The sequence below is a fragment of the Labrys sp. WJW genome (genome assembly GCF_001676615.1).
GTDB classification, from domain to species: domain Bacteria; phylum Pseudomonadota; class Alphaproteobacteria; order Rhizobiales; family Labraceae; genus Labrys; species Labrys sedimenti.
On record NZ_LYXZ01000072.1, the window covers coordinates 14222 to 30236 of the forward strand.

The 16015-nt window shown below is 64.0% G+C and carries 16 protein-coding genes; 8 read left to right on the top strand and 8 right to left on the bottom strand.

What is annotated here, in order from left to right; all coding sequences use genetic code 11:
* Positions 1 to 51 precede the first annotated feature (51 nt).
* Entirely contained in the window at positions 52 to 933 is an 882-nt protein-coding gene (locus BA190_RS32250; RefSeq protein ID WP_068298251.1) for a LysR family transcriptional regulator, read from the top strand.
* A gap of 25 nt (positions 934 to 958) precedes the next feature.
* Here BA190_RS32250 and BA190_RS32255 read toward each other — a convergent pair whose 3' ends face one another.
* Together BA190_RS32255 and BA190_RS32260 are read right to left on the bottom strand one after the other, a co-directional pair.
* Positions 959 to 1456, bottom strand: a complete 498-nt coding sequence (locus BA190_RS32255) for a RidA family protein (RefSeq protein WP_068298254.1) — start codon at positions 1454 to 1456, stop codon at positions 959 to 961.
* Entirely contained in the window at positions 1450 to 2172 is a 723-nt protein-coding gene (locus BA190_RS32260) for an SDR family NAD(P)-dependent oxidoreductase (protein ID WP_068298257.1), read from the bottom strand. Before BA190_RS32260 ends, BA190_RS32255 begins: the two co-directional genes overlap by 7 nt.
* 113 nt (positions 2173 to 2285) lie before the next feature.
* Here BA190_RS32260 and BA190_RS32265 point away from each other — a divergent pair, with 113 nt between their 5' ends.
* Positions 2286 to 3188 carry a LysR family transcriptional regulator gene (locus BA190_RS32265; RefSeq protein ID WP_068298304.1) on the top strand — a complete coding sequence of 301 codons (903 nt, stop codon included), beginning with the start codon at positions 2286 to 2288 and terminating at the stop codon, positions 3186 to 3188.
* 40 nt (positions 3189 to 3228) lie between these two features.
* Here BA190_RS32265 and BA190_RS32270 read toward each other — a convergent pair whose 3' ends face one another.
* Complete coding sequence (locus BA190_RS32270) at positions 3229 to 3516, bottom strand: hypothetical protein (protein ID WP_068298260.1); 288 nt, start codon at positions 3514 to 3516, stop codon at positions 3229 to 3231.
* A 384-nt stretch (positions 3517 to 3900) separates the two neighbouring features.
* Between BA190_RS32270 and acnA the strand changes: the two genes are divergently transcribed.
* The 3 genes from acnA (at position 3901) to BA190_RS32285 (ending at position 7958) form a co-directional block, all read left to right on the top strand.
* Positions 3901 to 6582: an aconitate hydratase AcnA gene (gene acnA / locus BA190_RS32275; protein ID WP_068298263.1), complete on the top strand. Its 2682-nt coding sequence runs from the start codon at positions 3901 to 3903 to the stop codon at positions 6580 to 6582.
* Positions 6583 to 6743: 161 nt separating this feature from the next.
* Complete coding sequence (locus tag BA190_RS32280) at positions 6744 to 7412, top strand: carbonic anhydrase (protein WP_068298267.1); 669 nt, start codon at positions 6744 to 6746, stop codon at positions 7410 to 7412.
* 273 nt (positions 7413 to 7685) lie between these two features.
* Entirely contained in the window at positions 7686 to 7958 is a 273-nt protein-coding gene (locus BA190_RS32285) for a hypothetical protein (RefSeq protein ID WP_068298270.1), read from the top strand.
* Between the two features lie 23 nt (positions 7959 to 7981).
* Here BA190_RS32285 and BA190_RS32290 read toward each other — a convergent pair whose 3' ends face one another.
* Complete coding sequence (locus BA190_RS32290; RefSeq protein ID WP_068298273.1) at positions 7982 to 8416, bottom strand: Lrp/AsnC family transcriptional regulator; 435 nt, start codon at positions 8414 to 8416, stop codon at positions 7982 to 7984.
* A gap of 120 nt (positions 8417 to 8536) precedes the next feature.
* Between BA190_RS32290 and BA190_RS32295 the strand changes: the two genes are divergently transcribed.
* On the top strand, positions 8537 to 9463 hold the full coding sequence (locus BA190_RS32295) for a DMT family transporter (protein WP_068298278.1): 927 nt from the start codon (positions 8537 to 8539) through the stop codon (positions 9461 to 9463).
* An 81-nt stretch (positions 9464 to 9544) separates the two neighbouring features.
* Here the strand turns inward: BA190_RS32295 and BA190_RS32300 are convergent, their stop codons facing one another.
* The 3 genes from BA190_RS32300 to BA190_RS32310 form a co-directional block, all read right to left on the bottom strand.
* A complete protein-coding gene (locus BA190_RS32300) occupies positions 9545 to 10408 on the bottom strand; it encodes a DMT family transporter (protein ID WP_068298281.1) in 864 nt (287 codons plus the stop codon).
* Positions 10409 to 10546: 138 nt separating this feature from the next.
* A complete protein-coding gene (locus BA190_RS32305; RefSeq protein ID WP_068298284.1) occupies positions 10547 to 11230 on the bottom strand; it encodes a lysophospholipid acyltransferase family protein in 684 nt (227 codons plus the stop codon).
* An 81-nt stretch (positions 11231 to 11311) separates the two neighbouring features.
* The gene (locus BA190_RS32310) at positions 11312 to 11842 is read right to left on the bottom strand and encodes an Lrp/AsnC family transcriptional regulator (RefSeq protein WP_068298287.1); all 531 of its coding nucleotides are present in this window, start codon (positions 11840 to 11842) and stop codon (positions 11312 to 11314) included.
* Between the two features lie 67 nt (positions 11843 to 11909).
* Here BA190_RS32310 and BA190_RS32315 point away from each other — a divergent pair, with 67 nt between their 5' ends.
* A complete protein-coding gene (locus tag BA190_RS32315; RefSeq protein WP_068298289.1) occupies positions 11910 to 12296 on the top strand; it encodes a RidA family protein in 387 nt (128 codons plus the stop codon).
* 39 nt (positions 12297 to 12335) lie between these two features.
* On the opposite strand, the gene BA190_RS32320 is transcribed toward BA190_RS32315, so the two are convergent.
* Positions 12336 to 14213 carry a M3 family oligoendopeptidase gene (locus tag BA190_RS32320; RefSeq protein ID WP_068298292.1) on the bottom strand — a complete coding sequence of 626 codons (1878 nt, stop codon included), beginning with the start codon at positions 14211 to 14213 and terminating at the stop codon, positions 12336 to 12338.
* A 427-nt stretch (positions 14214 to 14640) separates the two neighbouring features.
* Between BA190_RS32320 and BA190_RS32325 the strand changes: the two genes are divergently transcribed.
* A partial coding sequence (locus BA190_RS32325) for a sigma-54 dependent transcriptional regulator (RefSeq protein ID WP_068298295.1) occupies positions 14641 to 16015 on the top strand: 1375 nt, incomplete at its 3' end.

Genomic DNA, 16015 nt, shown 5'->3' on the forward strand with positions numbered 1-16015 from the left:
AATAGTTATCTCTATTTGAGATATGTGAAGCACAACGGATCCGACACCGGCATGGATATATCCGACCTGAAGGTTTTCGAGGCCGTAGCCCGGCTCGGCAGCATGAACCGGGCCGCCCAGGAGTTGAATACGGTGCAATCAAACGTGACAACCCGTATTCGTGCCCTCGAGCAGGACCTTGGCATCAGCCTGTTCCAGCGCCATGCGCGGGGTGTCTCGACCACGCTTGCGGGGCAGCGGGTGCTGCCCTTTGTCGGCCGCATCGCCAGGCTGCTGGCGGATGCGCGAATGGCCGCGCAAGACGAGGGCGTTCCGGGTGGCGCCCTGTCGCTCGGCAGCCTGGAAACGACGGCGGCACTGCGCCTGTCCGGCCTGCTCAGCCGGTTTGCCAAGGCCCATCCCGCCGTCAGGCTCGTCCTTACCACCGGGACCACGCGCAGGCTTCTGGACGAAGTGATCGCGTGCCGCCTCGAAGGTGCCTTCATCGCCGGCCCCGTCAGCCATCCGGAACTGAGCTGGCAGGTGGTTTTCCGGGAAGAACTCGTCCTCGTCACCGCGCCCAACCATCGCAGCATCGACGAACTGGCTGCGGTCGCGGATCTGAAGACGATCGTATTCCAGATCGGCTGCTCCTATCGCCAGCGGCTCGAAGCCTTGCTGGCCGAGAGAGGAATCGTGACCGCAAGGCCGCTGGAATTCGGCTCGCTGGAAGCGATCATCAGCTGCGTGTCGGCCGGCGTCGGCGTTACGCTGCTGCCGAGAAGCGTGGTGGCCGGCGCCCGGCAGGAGGGCAGGATCGCCATCCATGACCTCCCGCCCGCGCGGTCTGAAGTCGACACGCTGTTCGTGCGTCGGGTGGATGGCTATGTTTCGAGCGCCCTTTCGGCCTTTCTCGACATGGCGCAAGCGAGCTTTGGCGCGAGCGGCACCTGAGGGCGCCGCTCCGCTGCGAGCCGGTTCAATCGGCGACTTCGACCACCAGTTCGACCTCGACCGGCAGGCCGAGAGGCAGGCTGGCGACCCCGAGCACGACCCGGCCCGACAGCATGTCGGCGCCGAAGACCTTGAGAAGAAGTTCAGAGGCGCCGTCGGCAACTTTCGGATGCTCCCGGAAATCGCCTTGCGTGGCGATATAGACGCCAAGTTTGGCGACGCCGGTCACCTTGTCGAGCGAACCGAGTTCCTGCCTGATGGCGGCGAGGGCGCTGCGGACGGCCAGTTCGGCCGCCTGGTAGCCCTCCTCGACGGTAAGTTCGCCGCCGAGGCGTCCGATGAATTGCGGCTTCCGGTCGATCACCGGCAGCATTCCGCTGAGGAAGAGCAGCCGGCCGACCCTGGCCGCCTCGACATAGGCGCCGAACGGCGTGGGAGGCGGGGGAAGCGCAATGCCGAACTCCTTGAGCCTCTGTTCCACGCCGGGCCCTTTTGCGCTGGGAGGGTTGCGTGGATTTACCATTTGCCCAGATGTGCGCCGCCATCGACGTGCAACACCTCCCCGGTTACGCGCGGCGCCTCGGTCAGGAAGAGAACGGCCTCGACGATTTCCTCGACAGCCGAAATGCCGGGCATAGGTGATAAGCCATTGATGAAGTCACGCGGGCTGTCCTTGTGGAGCGGAGTGTCGACGACACCGGGCGCCACCGTGTTCACGCGGATGCCGTCCCTCGCATATTCCATGGCGATGTTCCTGGAGAGGGCCTCGATGCCGCCTTTGGTGGCCATGGCGACCGAAGCGTTGACGCCGGCGATCGGATGGTCGGCCAGGGGCGTCGTGATGCTGACGATACTGCCGCCGCTCTTTTGTGCCAGCATCTGGCGCACCACCGCCTGGGTGAGATGCAGGAAGCCTTCCACATTGGTGGCAGCGAGCCGGCGGTAATCCTCCAGCGTGTAGTCGACGAACGGCTTGGTGAAGAAGATGCCCGCGTTGTTGACCAAAGCATCGATCCGCCCGAAGCGGGCGAGTGCGGTTTCGACCACGCGTTCTGCCGTGGTGGGGTCGGCAATGTCCCCGTCGACGCGGGCGAGCCTGTCGGAGGCACCGATCTCATCCGTCTCGGAAACCCGCCGCGATGTCGCGACCACGGCGTAGCCACGATCCAGGAAGGTATTGGCGAGGCCTGCACCGATGCCCTGTGATGCGCCGGTGACGATGACGACCTTGTTTGTCATTTGAGTTCTCCACGAGTTGGTTTGCTCTCGTGGAAGGAATCTGCATCGCCACTCGTCTTTTGATTAGATGGAAATATATGGAATCAATTTTCCATTTATGCAAAAATATCGGCATGGCCGATCTCAATGACATCGCCGTTTTTGCGAAGGTGGCGCAGTTCGAAAGCTTCAGTCGTGCCGCCCACGCACTCGGCATGCCTGTCTCCACCGTCAGTCGCAAGGTGAGTGCGCTTGAGGAACAATTGGGCGTGACGCTGTTGCAGCGCACGACGCGCAAATTGACACTCACGGCCCAGGGACGCGCCTATTACCATCAATGCAGCGAACCGCTCGGCCAACTCCAGGATGCCGAACGGGTACTCGTCCAGGCCCAAAGAAGGCCGGAGGGCCTGCTTCGGGTCTCCGTGCCAGTGATCATGGGACAGCAGCCCTTCTACGACTTCATCTCGTCCTTCCTGACGGCCTATCCGCACATCCAGGTCGATCTCGTCGTCACCAATGTCTTTCTCGATCTGATCGCCGAGAATGTCGACGTGGCCATCCGCTTCGGGGAACTGCAGGATTCCAGTATCATCGCCCAGCGTATCGGCAAGAGCGTGCGCTATGTCGTGGCGACGCCAGGCTATCTCGATGGGCGTGACAGGCCGGCCAAGCCGGAGGATCTGGCTCGCCATCGCTGTGTGCTGATGAACGGGCGCAACAACGAAGCCGAATGGCACCTGGTCAGTGGTCGCAGAGAAGCGAAGGTCCAGGTCTCCGGGCCGATCGCCAGTCGCGATTTCCAGGCCGTGAGCGCCTTCACCTACAAGGGCCACGGCATCGGCCTCTTGCCCTCGACCTATTGCGACCAGCGCATCGAGAGCGGTGAACTCGAGCGCCTCCTGCCGGATTGGTCTTCGCCCGAGATCTTCGTGCACGCCGTCTATCAGACGCGGCGTTTCCTGCCTGCCAAGCTGCAGGTTTTCCTGGATGCCCTGAAGGCCTGGAAGAGCCCGCTTTGGATCATGCTGCGCTGACGCCGGCTACCGCACGCCCGATCGTCATCGGCGGGGTTTTTCAGAGCTTCAGCCAATCGAGCGTGCCCAGGGAGACCAGGGTCGCAACCAGGATGGCGCCGGCATAGATCAGGCTGTGGCGCCAGCTCTGCAGCGGCGAGCGCTGGCGGAGCAAGGCGGGGCGCGCCAGGACGAAGGCGGCGATCAGCAACGCCACCACTAGGCCGCCATGCTGAATGCCGGTGGCCAGGTCATGCAGGATCACCATCGAGCAGATCAGCAGGGTCGGGAACCAGGCATGCCGGAACTCGGTGCGAAGCTTGGCGAGCAAGGGGGCAAATGGCTGCATGATATCCTCAAGAGCAAACGTTCGGCCGCGTTCTGAAAGCTGAAGCTGGCGGAGTAGATGCCGATTGCGGCGCGAGCGTGCCGTGTCGATGGTCACACCGCGGAAATAGAGAGGAAAGGCGGTGTTCTGCCCCGGAATCGGCCGGCAGCCTTAACAAAGCGTAAAAACCGGACCGATTTTTCTGCCGCTGCCGCCTCCTACCCGTCCGGTGGCAGACCCCGCGATCCGGGCATGGCAGACGTCGCCAAATAGGCAGTAGCGGCCTGACTGGAATCCTTCTATAAACGCACCATCCCGCGCCGCACAAATCGCCTCGCGAGCGCGAATTCCGCTGACCTATCATAGGCTTGGGGACGTTCCCCGGCCTTTTTCAGGGAACCTGCCATGGCCTCTCTCGACAGCTTCAAAGCCCGCAAGACACTTCAGGTGGGCTCGAAGACCTATACCTATTATTCCTTGAAAGCAGCGGAAGCGAACGGTCTTCCCGGCATTTCCGCCTTGCCGGTCTCCATGAAGGTCCTGCTCGAGAACCTCCTGCGCTTCGAGGATGGCCGCAGCGTTTCCAAGGGTGATATCGAAGCCATCGCCGCCTTCCTCACCAACCGTGGCAAGGCCGAGCGCGAGATCGCCTTCCGCCCCGCGCGCGTGCTGATGCAGGACTTCACCGGCGTGCCGGCCGTGGTCGACCTCGCCGCCATGCGCGACGCCATGAAGGCCCTGGGGGGCGACCCCACCCTGATCAACCCGCTGGTGCCCGTCGATCTCGTCATCGACCACTCGGTCGTCGTCGACTATTTCGGCAACAACGACGCCTTCAAGAACAATGTGGCCCGCGAATATGAGCAGAACCAGGAGCGCTACCGCTTCCTGAAATGGGGCCAGTCGGCCTTTGACAATTTCCGCGTGGTGCCGCCGGGCACCGGCATCTGCCACCAGGTCAATCTCGAATATCTGGCCCAGACGGTCTGGACCAAGGAAGAGGACGGCGTCACCGTCGCCTATCCCGACACGCTGGTGGGCACCGATAGCCACACCACCATGGTCAATGGCCTGGGCGTGCTCGGCTGGGGCGTCGGCGGCATCGAGGCCGAGGCTTCCATGCTCGGCCAGCCCAATTCGATGCTGATCCCCGAAGTGATCGGCTTCCGCCTCACCGGCAAGCTGCCGGCCGGTGTTACCGCCACCGACCTGGTGCTCACGGTCACCCAGATGCTGCGCAAGAAGGGTGTTGTCGGCAAGTTCGTGGAGTTCTTCGGCCAGGGCCTCGACGCCATGACGCTGGAAGACAAGGCCACCATCGCCAACATGGCACCGGAATATGGCGCGACCTGCGGCTTCTTCCCCGTCGATGCCGAGACGTTGCGCTATCTCGACAAGTCCGGCCGCGACGCCGACCGTATCGCCCTGGTCGAAGCCTATTCCAAGGAACAGGGCATGTTCCGCACCGCGGCGAGCTTCGATCCGGTGTTCACCGACATCCTCGAACTCGACCTCGCCACCGTGCTGCCCTCGCTCGCAGGCCCCAAGCGCCCGCAGGACCGCGTGCTGCTCTCCGACGCCAAGGCCGGCTTCCTCGCCGCCCTGGAAGGCGAGTTCAAGAAGCCCGGCGAGGCCGGCAAGACGCAGGCCGTCGAGGGCACCGACTACGCCATCGGCCATGGCGCGGTGACCATCGCCGCCATCACCTCCTGCACCAATACCTCCAACCCTTCGGTGCTGGTCGCGGCCGGCCTGCTCGCCCGCAAGGCGGCGGCCAAGGGCCTGAAGTCCAAGCCCTGGGTCAAGACCTCGCTCGCCCCGGGATCCCAGGTGGTGGAAGCCTATCTCAGCCAGTCCGGCCTGCAGAAGGACCTCGATGCCCTCGGCTTCAACCTGGTCGGCTTCGGCTGCACCACCTGCATCGGCAATTCCGGCCCGCTGCCGGAGCCGATCTCGGAAGCCGTCAACAAGGGTGACATCGTCGCCGCCGCCGTGCTCTCGGGCAACCGCAACTTCGAGGGCCGCGTCAATCCGGACGTCAAGGCCAACTACCTCGCTTCGCCCCCGCTGGTGGTTGCCTATGCGCTGGCCGGCTCCCTCCAGGTCGACCTGACGCTGGAGCCGCTCGGCACCGGCAGCGACGGCAAACCGGTCTTCCTCGCCGACATCTGGCCCGACGGCGCCGAGATCCAGGCGGTGATCGACCAATACGTCACCCAGGCGATGTTCAAGTCCAAATATGCCGACGTCTTCAAGGGCGACGTCAATTGGCAGAAGATCTCGGCCCCGGCGGGCCAGACCTATGCCTGGGACGAAGGTTCCACCTATGTGCAGAACCCGCCTTATTTCGAGGGCATGACCAAGACGCCGGTGCCGCCGACCGACGTGCACAAGGCTCGCGTCCTCGGCCTCTTCCTCGACTCGATCACCACCGACCATATCTCCCCGGCCGGTTCGATCAAGGCGGCGAGCCCGGCGGGCGAATATCTGCGCGATCATCAGGTCCGCCCGGTGGACTTCAACCAGTACGGCACCCGCCGCGGCAACCATCAGGTGATGATGCGCGGCACCTTCGCCAATATCCGCATCAAGAACCAGATGCTGCCAGGTATCGAAGGCGGTCTGTCCATCCATTATCCCGATGGCGTGGAAGCCCCGATCTATGACGTCGCCATGCGCTACAAGGCCGAGGGCGTGCCCCTGGTCGTGTTCGCCGGCAAGGAATACGGCACCGGTTCCTCGCGTGACTGGGCGGCCAAGGGCACCAAGCTGCTCGGCGTGCGCGCCGTGATCGCCCAGAGCTTCGAGCGTATCCATCGTTCCAATCTGGTCGGCATGGGCGTGGTGCCCTTTACCTTCGCCGAAGGTACCTCCTGGCAGACGCTGGGCCTGAAGGGCGACGAGACGGTGACGATCGAAGGTATCGAGACGATCAAGCCACGCGCGACCATCGAGGCCGAGATCACCTTCGCCGACGGCAAGGTGGTCAAGGTGCCGCTGCTGTGCCGCATCGATACGCTGGATGAGCTCGACTACTTCAAGAACGGCGGCATCCTGCAGTTCGTGCTGCGCAACCTGGCAGCATAATCCGGGGAGGGCGGATCTCCCAACGACATGTTTGCATGTCGCGGTATCCGCCTTTTCCAGTATCCATGCGTGGTGGTGTCTTTTGAGATCACCGCCCCGCTCTCTTCTCGACCGTTGTCGTTTCAAGAGCGGACAGGGTGTCCGCGCTCCGAGGAGATCCCATGTTCCCAGACAATCTCATCGCCGGCTACAAGTCCTTCCTCGGTGATCGCTTCTCCCGGGAGAGCCAGCGCTACGAGACGTTGGGAACCACGGGGCAGAGCCCTGAAGTGCTCGTGATCGGCTGCTGTGATTCGCGGGTCTCGCCCGAAGTGATTTTCGATGCCGGGCCGGGCGAGCTGTTCGTGGTGCGCAACGTCGCCAATATCGTGCCGCCCTATGAAGCGGGCGGCCAGTTCCACGGCACCAGCGCCGCACTGGAATTCGCGGTCGAGGCGCTCAAGGTCAAGCATATCGTCATCATGGGCCATGCCAGCTGCGGCGGCATCCGCTCCTTCGCCGAGAAGCGGGCGCCGCTCTCCTCCGGCGACTTCATCGGCAAATGGATGTCGATCATAGCCCCGGCGGTTGATACGCTCGAGGATCCCGGCGAGACGCCGTCGGAAGACTATATCACCCGTCTTGCTTTGGCCGCCGTGGAACAGAGCCTCGCCAATTTGATGACCTTCGGCAGCGTGCGCCGCCGCGTCGATGCCGGCGAATTGCAGCTCCACGGCGCTTATTTCGGCATTGCTTCCGGCCATCTCTTGGTGCGCGATCCCGAGACCCGCCGCTTCGAGGCAGTGGTTGCCGACATCGGCGCGCCGCCTTCCCTGCTGCGCTGCGACTGAGGAGGACGTCGCAGGCGAGACGCCTGCGACCCCGAAATATTGCACCGCCCGCCTAAAGCAGGGCCGGTGTCCTTATATCTTGCTTACGCATCCTGCTTAAAATAATGCACAATATTTATTTGTGTAATGGACTTGCTATTTCGTAAAATGCCTTCGATGTCAGCCCACCGAACAATTGCGGCAGGGCAGGATAACGTCCTTTCTTTCCCTCGTCCGACCGAATGCTTTCGTGGGCCGGCGTGAGAACAAGGCATTTTCAGAACCGCTTTCACCATGTCGCATTCAGTTCCGAGAAAACTGGACATCGTCTCCAGGGTAACCATTCACGTCTTTGCTGCCGAAGTCCTCTTCGCCGCCTTGCTGGCAGCCTGCGGATCGAAGGCCTTTGGCCCGACCTTCGCCGCACTGCTCTCCCTGTTCGCCGTGTTGCAGGCGATGGCAGCATTCAGTGCACGTCGCCGAGCGCCATCTTCCTCGCTGACGGAATGGGACGGCATCGCCTGGCTGCTGCTGGTGGCGACGGGAGCGCTGCTGTTCCAGCGCTGATCTGGTCTCGGCGAAGCACCCCCTCACAGCGGCGGCAGGCGGCGTTTCACCGGCTGCGACTTGACGATGGCGGTGTTGGTTTCGGCCTTGTCGATGAGGCGGTCGAGGATCTCGTCGAGCTGTTCGATCGAGCGCAGATGCAACCGGGCGACGAAGCAGTCATCGCCCGTGACCTTGTCGCATTCGGAGAATTCCGGGATTTCCTCGATCAGCCGCTGCACCCGGGGCAATTGGCCGGGCAAAGGGCGGATACGCACGATCGCTTGCAGCGTATAGCCGAGAGCCTGCGGATCGACGTCCACGGTGAAGGCGCGGATCACGCCGCGCTCCTCCAGGCGCCTGAGACGTTCCGAGGTCGAGGGGGAGGACAGGTTCACCCGGCCCGCCAGTTCCTTCAGGGAGATGCGGGCGTTCTCGACCAGGATGTCGACGATGCGCTTGTCCACTTCATCAAGCATGATGCAAATCCGCGATTTTTCCTTCGTAATTTAGGATCATGTCATATCTAGCCTTAGCCTATCCATATAAAATTGCGCGGCACCCGAATAGAATTCAGCCTCCTTTGAGAGGTGAATGCCATGGACAAGCTCCGCGGAACGGCCGAGATGACGGTGGCCATGATCATATCCGGCACGATCGGCTGGTTCGTCATCCTGTCCGGCCAGCCCGTCATCGACGTGGTGTTCTGGCGCTGCCTGTTCGGGGCGGGCACGCTCGCCTTGATCTGCCTGGGGCTCGGCCTTTTCAGGCGCGACGTCATCACGATTAGGCAGATTGGGCTCGCCGTGGTCGGCGGCATCGCCATCGTGGCGAACTGGCTGATGTTGTTCGCCGCCTATCCGCGCGCCTCGATCTCGATCGCCACCGCCGTGTACAACACCCAGCCCTTCATGCTGGTGGGCTTCGGCGTGCTGTTCTTCGCCGAGAAGCTGACGGCCTCCAAGCTGTTCTGGCTCGGCCTCGCCTTCGCCGGCATGCTCGGCATCGTGCAGGCCAAAAGCGGGGCTGCCGGCACCGATTATCTGGTCGGCATCGGCTTGGCGCTCGGCGCCGCCTTCTTCTATGCCATCGCCGCTCTGGTCGCCAAGAAGCTCAAGGGCGTGCCACCACACCTGATCGCGCTGATCCAGGTGATCGTGGGCATGGTGATGCTGGCTCCCCTCGCCAGCCTGTTCCATTCGCCCACGGCGGACCAGAGCTGGGCGATGCAGACCTGGGTGATCCTCGGTACGCTCGGCATCGTCCATACCGGTTTGATGTATATCCTGCTCTATGGTGCCATCCAGAAACTGCCGACCAGCCTCACCGGCGCGCTCTCCTTCATCTATCCGGTGGTGGCGATCCTGGTCGACCTCATCGCCTTCGGCCACCGCCTGGACTGGCTGCAGATGATCGGCGCCGGTGCCATCCTGGTCGCGGCCGCCGGCATGACGCTCGGCTGGTCGCCCTTGCGCCGGAACGAGGCAGCGGTGCCGGGGACACCGGCTAGAGCAAAGCGCGTTTAAGCGTAAACGCTTGTTTGCTCTCGGTCCTCTTTGTCACGCGCTTTTGCGATTCTTGTCGATATCGGCAAATCGCAAAACGCTTTAGCCCCCGATCCTGAGCAGGAGGACGCCAAGAAGGGCGTCGGCGATGCCGAACCATTGCAGAGGCGACAGCCTTTCGCCGCGCAGCACCACGCCTAGGGCGGCCGTGACGGCACCGGACAGCGTGCTCAGCACGGTGACCACCGCAACGGCCCCGGTAAGCGCCCCCAAGGCCAACGTGCCGAAGCCGCACAGGCTGAGCAGGCCGATCGCGGTGATGAGGAGCCAGAGCGATGAAGGCGGTGGCCGGAATTCGGCCGGCCGCGCCGCGAGCATGCCGGCAAGACAGACCAAATTGGTGGCATAGAGCAGCCACAGCGTCGCGGTGGCGCCGAGCCCGGGCAGGGCCAGGTGCCCCTGCAGCCAGAAGCCGACGCCGAAGAACAGGGCCGCCGCCAGCGCCAGGCGCAGCGAAGCCCTCGAACCCGCCGAGGCTCCGCCGTCGTCCGGGGCATAGACCGTACAGGGTACCCCGATGAAACAGAGCGCCAGGCCCGCCAGGGCCCACCAGCCCAACACCTCGCCGGTCGCCAGCGAGAGCAAGGTGGTGATCACGCCATAGGTGGCGGTGAGGGGCGCCACCAGGGCGGCTTTGCCGCGGGCCAGGGCCGACAGCAGGGCCAGCATGCCCAGGAAATTGCAGAGGGCGGCGGCGAGGCCCCACAGCCAGGCCTCCGGCAGGGCCGACGCCATCTGGCCGTGGATGGCGGGCAGGAACAGGACCAGCAGCGACAGGCCGGCAAAGCCGATGGCCTGGCTGAAGAACAGGGACCGGCGCACCCCGAGCGCTCGCGCCGCCGCACCGCCGAGAAAATCCGTGCCACCCCAGCACAGGGCGGCCGCCAGGCCGAGAAGAATTGCCATGTTTGCATCCGCTGTTCGGCCGTGAGGGGAACGTACATCCTTCAGGCTCCGTCCCTCTTAGCTGCGGCCCTTGCCTCCTCGGAACGCAGGGCCACGCCAAAGCGCGGCAATATCCAGCCAAAACGCGCATGGGCGCCATCAGGTCCCGGAACGTAGTCGCCGATGAGCTTCGGCATGCAGGTTATCGAGCCCGGTCGTGATGCGGCGGCTGACCGCGTCGATCTCCGCTGCATTGGCATTGCCGGCTACGGTGAGGGCCTCCGACCACAATACGCAGCCGCGCCCGAAGGGCAGCACCAGACTGGCCTTGTCCCAATTGTCGAGGTCGATGCGGGCGCTGGTCACCGCCGCGAACAGGAAGATCGGCCGCCCGGTGGCACGGGCCAGTTGCACCGCGCCCTTACCGGCGACACGCGCGACCTTGGGCACGTCGGCCGTCATCAGCACATTGGTGCCGGTTTCCAGCGCCTGGCGCATCGCCAGGAAGGCGGGGATGCCGCATTTGCCCCGGATCTTGGCGCGGGTCTGGGTGCCGGAGCCGCGAATGGTGCCGTAGCCAGCCCGTGCCAGCGCCGTGGCGATCACCGTGCCGTCGAAATGCAGCGAGACCAGCACGCTGGTTCGCGGCGCGCCGCGCAGGGCTGCGACGCTCAGCATCTGCTGGCCATGCCAGGTCAGTGCGATGAAGGAACCCTTCGTCCGTTCCCAGGGAGGCAGTTCGCCCGGCTCAGGGGCGAAGCGCGTGGTACGCATCACCCCGCTGATATAGGCGTGCAGCCCATAGCCGGCAGCCTTGGCGGCCCATTGCTTCCTGCGGATCATCGTCGGCTCCCGAATGCGGGCGCAACCTAGGGAGGGCGGATTGCGCGGGCATTGCGGGCAGGCTGACGCGGGATGCCGAACCTAGCTCTGTGGCAGCGGGATGTCGGGCCAATCTTCGGTGGCGGCGGGCTGGATCGCCCTCTCCAGATAGGTGGAGAGCACCACATAGCTCTTGGTGCCCCTGACGCCCGGCAGGACATAGAGTTGGGAGAGGAAATGCTCCATGGCCCGGGCGTTTCGGGTGCGGACCTTCATCACCACGCCGGTATCGCCGGCCACCGAATGCATTTCCTCCACCTCGGGGAAACGGCGCAGTGTCATCATGCGCTCGCTCTTGCCCCAGCCCTCGGTGTCGACATGCACGAAGGCCAGGAAGGGCTTGCCGATGGCCTGGGCGTCGATAACGGCCGTCGAGCCCTTGAGCACACCGGATTCGCGCAGCCGCTTGACACGTTCATGCACGGCCGGCGCGGATAGCCCCGCGCTCTGGCCGATTTCGGCATAGGTCTGACGGGCATCGGCACTCAGGGCGGTTAAGATCTTTCGGTCGAAATCGTCGAGATGGCGCTCAGCCTGGCCGGTCGGCCGAACATCCTTCGTTTTTGATTTCATTCGGCAAAAACCTCTTTCTGGCGAAGATGTTTCTGAGCAGGTTGACGTGGAAACGAGAGGCCGGAACATGCAGATGATAGTACGAAATCCCAGCAATGGTATCTATGCCGCCACACCAGACTATGTTCATGCCATGGAAGTGGTGAAGCCTCAGCGCCTGCTTTTCTTCAGCGGCACCATGGGGCTCGATCCGGCGGGGAGGGCGCCCACCAGCCTGGCGGAGCAGCTCGACTGCGTGTGGTCCAATATCCGGCGCATCCTCGCCGAGGCCGGCATGGGCGTGGACAATCTGGTGCGCGTCACCAGCTATTTGCGCGACGCGGCTTATGTCGAAGCCAATCAGGCGGCGCGGCTCAAGGCTCTCGGCAGCCGCCGCATCCCGACCACGGCCATCGTGGTCGAGACGCTCGAACCGGGTTGGCTGGTGGAGCTGGAGGCGATCGCCGCAGGATGAGGGGGAGGGCGCAAAGCCTCCGTCGCGGCCCCACCTGCCTCACTCCATCCCTTCGAGCTCGATGATCATGCTCTCGATCAGATTGAGCCCGATCTGCCAGAAGGCGGGATCGCGCGCGTCGAGGCCAAAGGGGGCGAGCAACTCGGAATGGTGCTTGGTGCCGCCGGCGGCGAGCATGGCGAGATAACGTTCGGCAAAGCCATCATGCGCCTTCTCGTAGACGGCATAGAGCGAGTTCACCAGGCAATCGCCGAAAGCATAGGCATAGACGTAGAACGGCGAATGGATGAAATGCGGGATATAGGTCCAGAAGGTCTCGTAGCCCGGTCCGATCTTGATGGCCGGCCCGAGGCTCTCTTCCTGGACCGACAGCCAGATTTCGCCGAGGCGGTCGGCGGTCAACTCGCCCTGGCGGCGCTCGACATGTACCTTGCGCTCGAAGGAATAGAAGGCGATCTGGCGCACCACCGTGTTGATCATGTCCTCCACCTTGGCGGAGAGCATGGCCTTCTTCTGTGCCGGGCTTGAGGCCTGCGCCAGCAAGGCGCGGAAAGTCAGCATCTCACCGAACACCGAGGCGGTCTCGGCCAGGGTCAGCGGCGTCGGCGCCATCAGCGCACCGTTATGGCCCGCCAGCACCTGGTGGACGCCGTGGCCGAGCTCATGGGCCAGCGTCATCACGTCGCGCGTCTTGCCCTGGTAGTTGAGCAGCACATAGGGATGGGCCGAGGGCACGGTCGGGTGGGCGAAGGCGCCAGGGGCCTTGCCCGGACGGACGGGCGCGTCGATCCAGTTCTCGTCGAAGAAACGCTGGGCGATGCCGGCCATGCGCGGCGAGAAGCCGGCATAGGCCTCCAGCACGGTGCCGCGCGCATCTTCCCACTTGATCGGCGTGCTCTCCACCTTGGGCAGCGGCGCATTGCGATCCCAATGGTTGAGCTGGTCGAGCCCGAACCACTTCGCCTTGAGGCGATAGTAGCGATGCGACAGGCGCGGATAGGCTTCCTGCACCGCCGAGACCAGGGCGTCCACCACCTCGCGTTCGACCCGGTTCGACAGATGCCTGGAATCGGCGACATCCTCGAAGCCGCGCCAGCGGTCGGAGATCTCCTTGTCCTTGGCCAGCGTGTTGGTGATCAGGGTGAACAGCCTGAGATTGTCCTTGAAGGTGCGGGCGAGGGCATGGGCCGCCTTCTCGCGCTTGGCCGGGGAGGGGTCCTGAAGCAGGTTCAGGGTCGGCTCCAGCGTCAGTTCCTGGCTATCCTCCACCCGGAAGCGCAGGCCCGAGATCGTCTCGTCGAACAGGCGGTTCCAGGCGCCACGCCCGGTGACCGACTTGTCGTGGAACAATTGCTCGACGCGATCCTCGAGCTGGTAGGGCTTCTCGATCCGGATATCGTCGAGCCAGGGCTTCCAATGAGCGAGCGCCTCGTCCTTGACCGCCTCGGCCAAGGCCGTATCGTCGATGCGGTTGAGCTCCAGCGTGAAGAACAGGAGGTGGGAGGACGCCGTGGTCAGCTTGTCCTGCACGTCGCCATAGAATTTGGCGCGGACGGGATCCGTGGTGTCGCCGGCATAGACGAGGCCAGCGAAGGAGGCGATTCGCCCGAGCCTGTCCTCGAGGCCCTCATAGGTCTTGATGATGGCTGCGAGACGGCGGGCGCCCTCCTTGCCGGCCAGAATCTCGGCGAGCTTGCCTTTATGGGCCTCCTCGAAGGCCACACAGTCGATCAGGCCTCTGTCGAGATCGGCGGTAATCTCGGGCGAATCGAGGCCCGGGTAGAGATCGGCAAGATTCCATTCCGGCAGTCGGCCGAGTTCGCTGCCCTTCCGGTCGGCCCTGGTCTCCGGCGAATCAGCCTTGGATGCCTCGGATGTGGAGGAACCGGAGGATGCGGAAAAAGATTGGCCGGCCATGAAAACTCCTTGAGACCGCTTGGCACTACGATTGCGGTTGTCGTTCGAACGGCATTCCGGCGTGTCAGCCTCCGGCTGGCATCTTGAAAACCAAGCATTCGCCGGCAGATCAAGACGTCAGCCGGAAGCTGACACTCGGTGTTTGCAACAAAGCCGGGCCGGCGATGCGGCCCCATGATGGTCCCACATATCGCCGTTCGCGGCTGCGGTTTCAACCATCTCAGTGGAATGTGACTTTGATGAAACGTCGTTAAGCAGTCCTTCACGCTTCTCCTCCTAGATGATCCGAAACGGCACACAGGGCGCTTCGCCCGGGTGAAATCGTGGCGCCTCTCCGGAGGGCGGCCTCGTGCTGGCGCGGTGATGCCGGGTTTCCGCAGGGATCGGCATCCGATCGCTGCGTCGGATGAAATGGGACGGGGGATTGATGGGCTCGACTGTTCTGATCGCCGACGATGATCCGGTGCAATGCCGGCTTCTCGAGGCCATGGTGAGGCGTTTTGGCTATCATGCCCGCCTCGTGGACAGTGGCGAAGCGGCGCTGCGCGAACTCGAAGGCGGCAAGGTCGATCTTCTCGTCCTGGATCTGGTGATGCCTGATCTCGACGGCATGGGCGTGCTCGGTCGCATGCGGGCCCGCGGCCTGCAGGTTCCGGTGATCGTGCAGACGGCCCACGGCTCGATCGATGCCGTGATCTCGGCGATGAAGGCGGGCGCGGCCGATTTCGTGGTCAAGCCCGTCGGCGCCGAGCGCCTGCAAGCCTCGATCCGCAATGCTCTCAAGCATCGCGCTCTGGAACGCGAAGTAGCCGTGCTCGCCAAGCGCGTCACGGGCCAGCTCGGCCTTAGGGATCTGGTCGCCCGCGGCCCCGAAATGGAGCGGGTGGTGCGCCTGGCCGAGAAAGCGGCGGGCTCGACCATTCCCGTGCTGATCGAGGGTGAGACGGGTACCGGCAAGCAGATGGTGGCGCAGGCGATCCATGGTGGCGGCGAACGTCGCGGCCGGCCCTTCGTGGCCGTCAATTGCGGCACCCTGCCGGAGGCCGAAGCCGAACGCATCCTGTTCGGCCAGGATAAGAACGCAGCCGGCGCCGTCGACAAGCAGGCCGGCAAGCTGGCGGAGGCCCATGGCGGCACGCTCTTCCTCGACAATGTCGGCGAATTGTCGCCCACGCTGCAGGTCAAGCTGCTCGACGCGCTGCGCAGCGGCGAGATCGAACCGCTCGGTGCCCGGCGGGCTGTGCGTACGGATTTCCGCCTGATCTCCTCCACCAGCCGCAACCTGATCGATCTGGTCAAGGCAGGGCAGTTCCGCGAAGACCTCTATTATCGTCTCCATGTCTTCCCGATCATGCTGCCGGCGCTGCGAGTGCGGCGTGAGGATATCGCCGACCTTGCCTGGCATTTTCTCGCCCGCTTCGGGGCCGAGGAAGGCAAGGCAGTGCGCAGCATCAGCGCTGAGGCTCAGGCGTTGCTCGCGGCCTATGACTGGCCCGGCAATGTGCGCCAGCTCGAGAATGCGATGTATCGTGCCGTGATTCTCGCTGAAGGCGACGAGATCGGCGTACCGGAGCTGCCGCAGATCGCCGCCCGCGTGGATGGGTTCGACGTGCGCATCCCCTCCGCACCGCTGTTGCCGCCCAAGCCGGTCCACACCGGCCCGGCCATGATCACCGGGGCGCCGCTGCGCGAGATCATCACGGTGCGCGAACCCCACACCATGACCATGCTCGATGCGCGGGGGGATGTCCGCACGCTGGAATCGCTGGAAACGGACATGCTGAAATTCGCCATCCGCCATC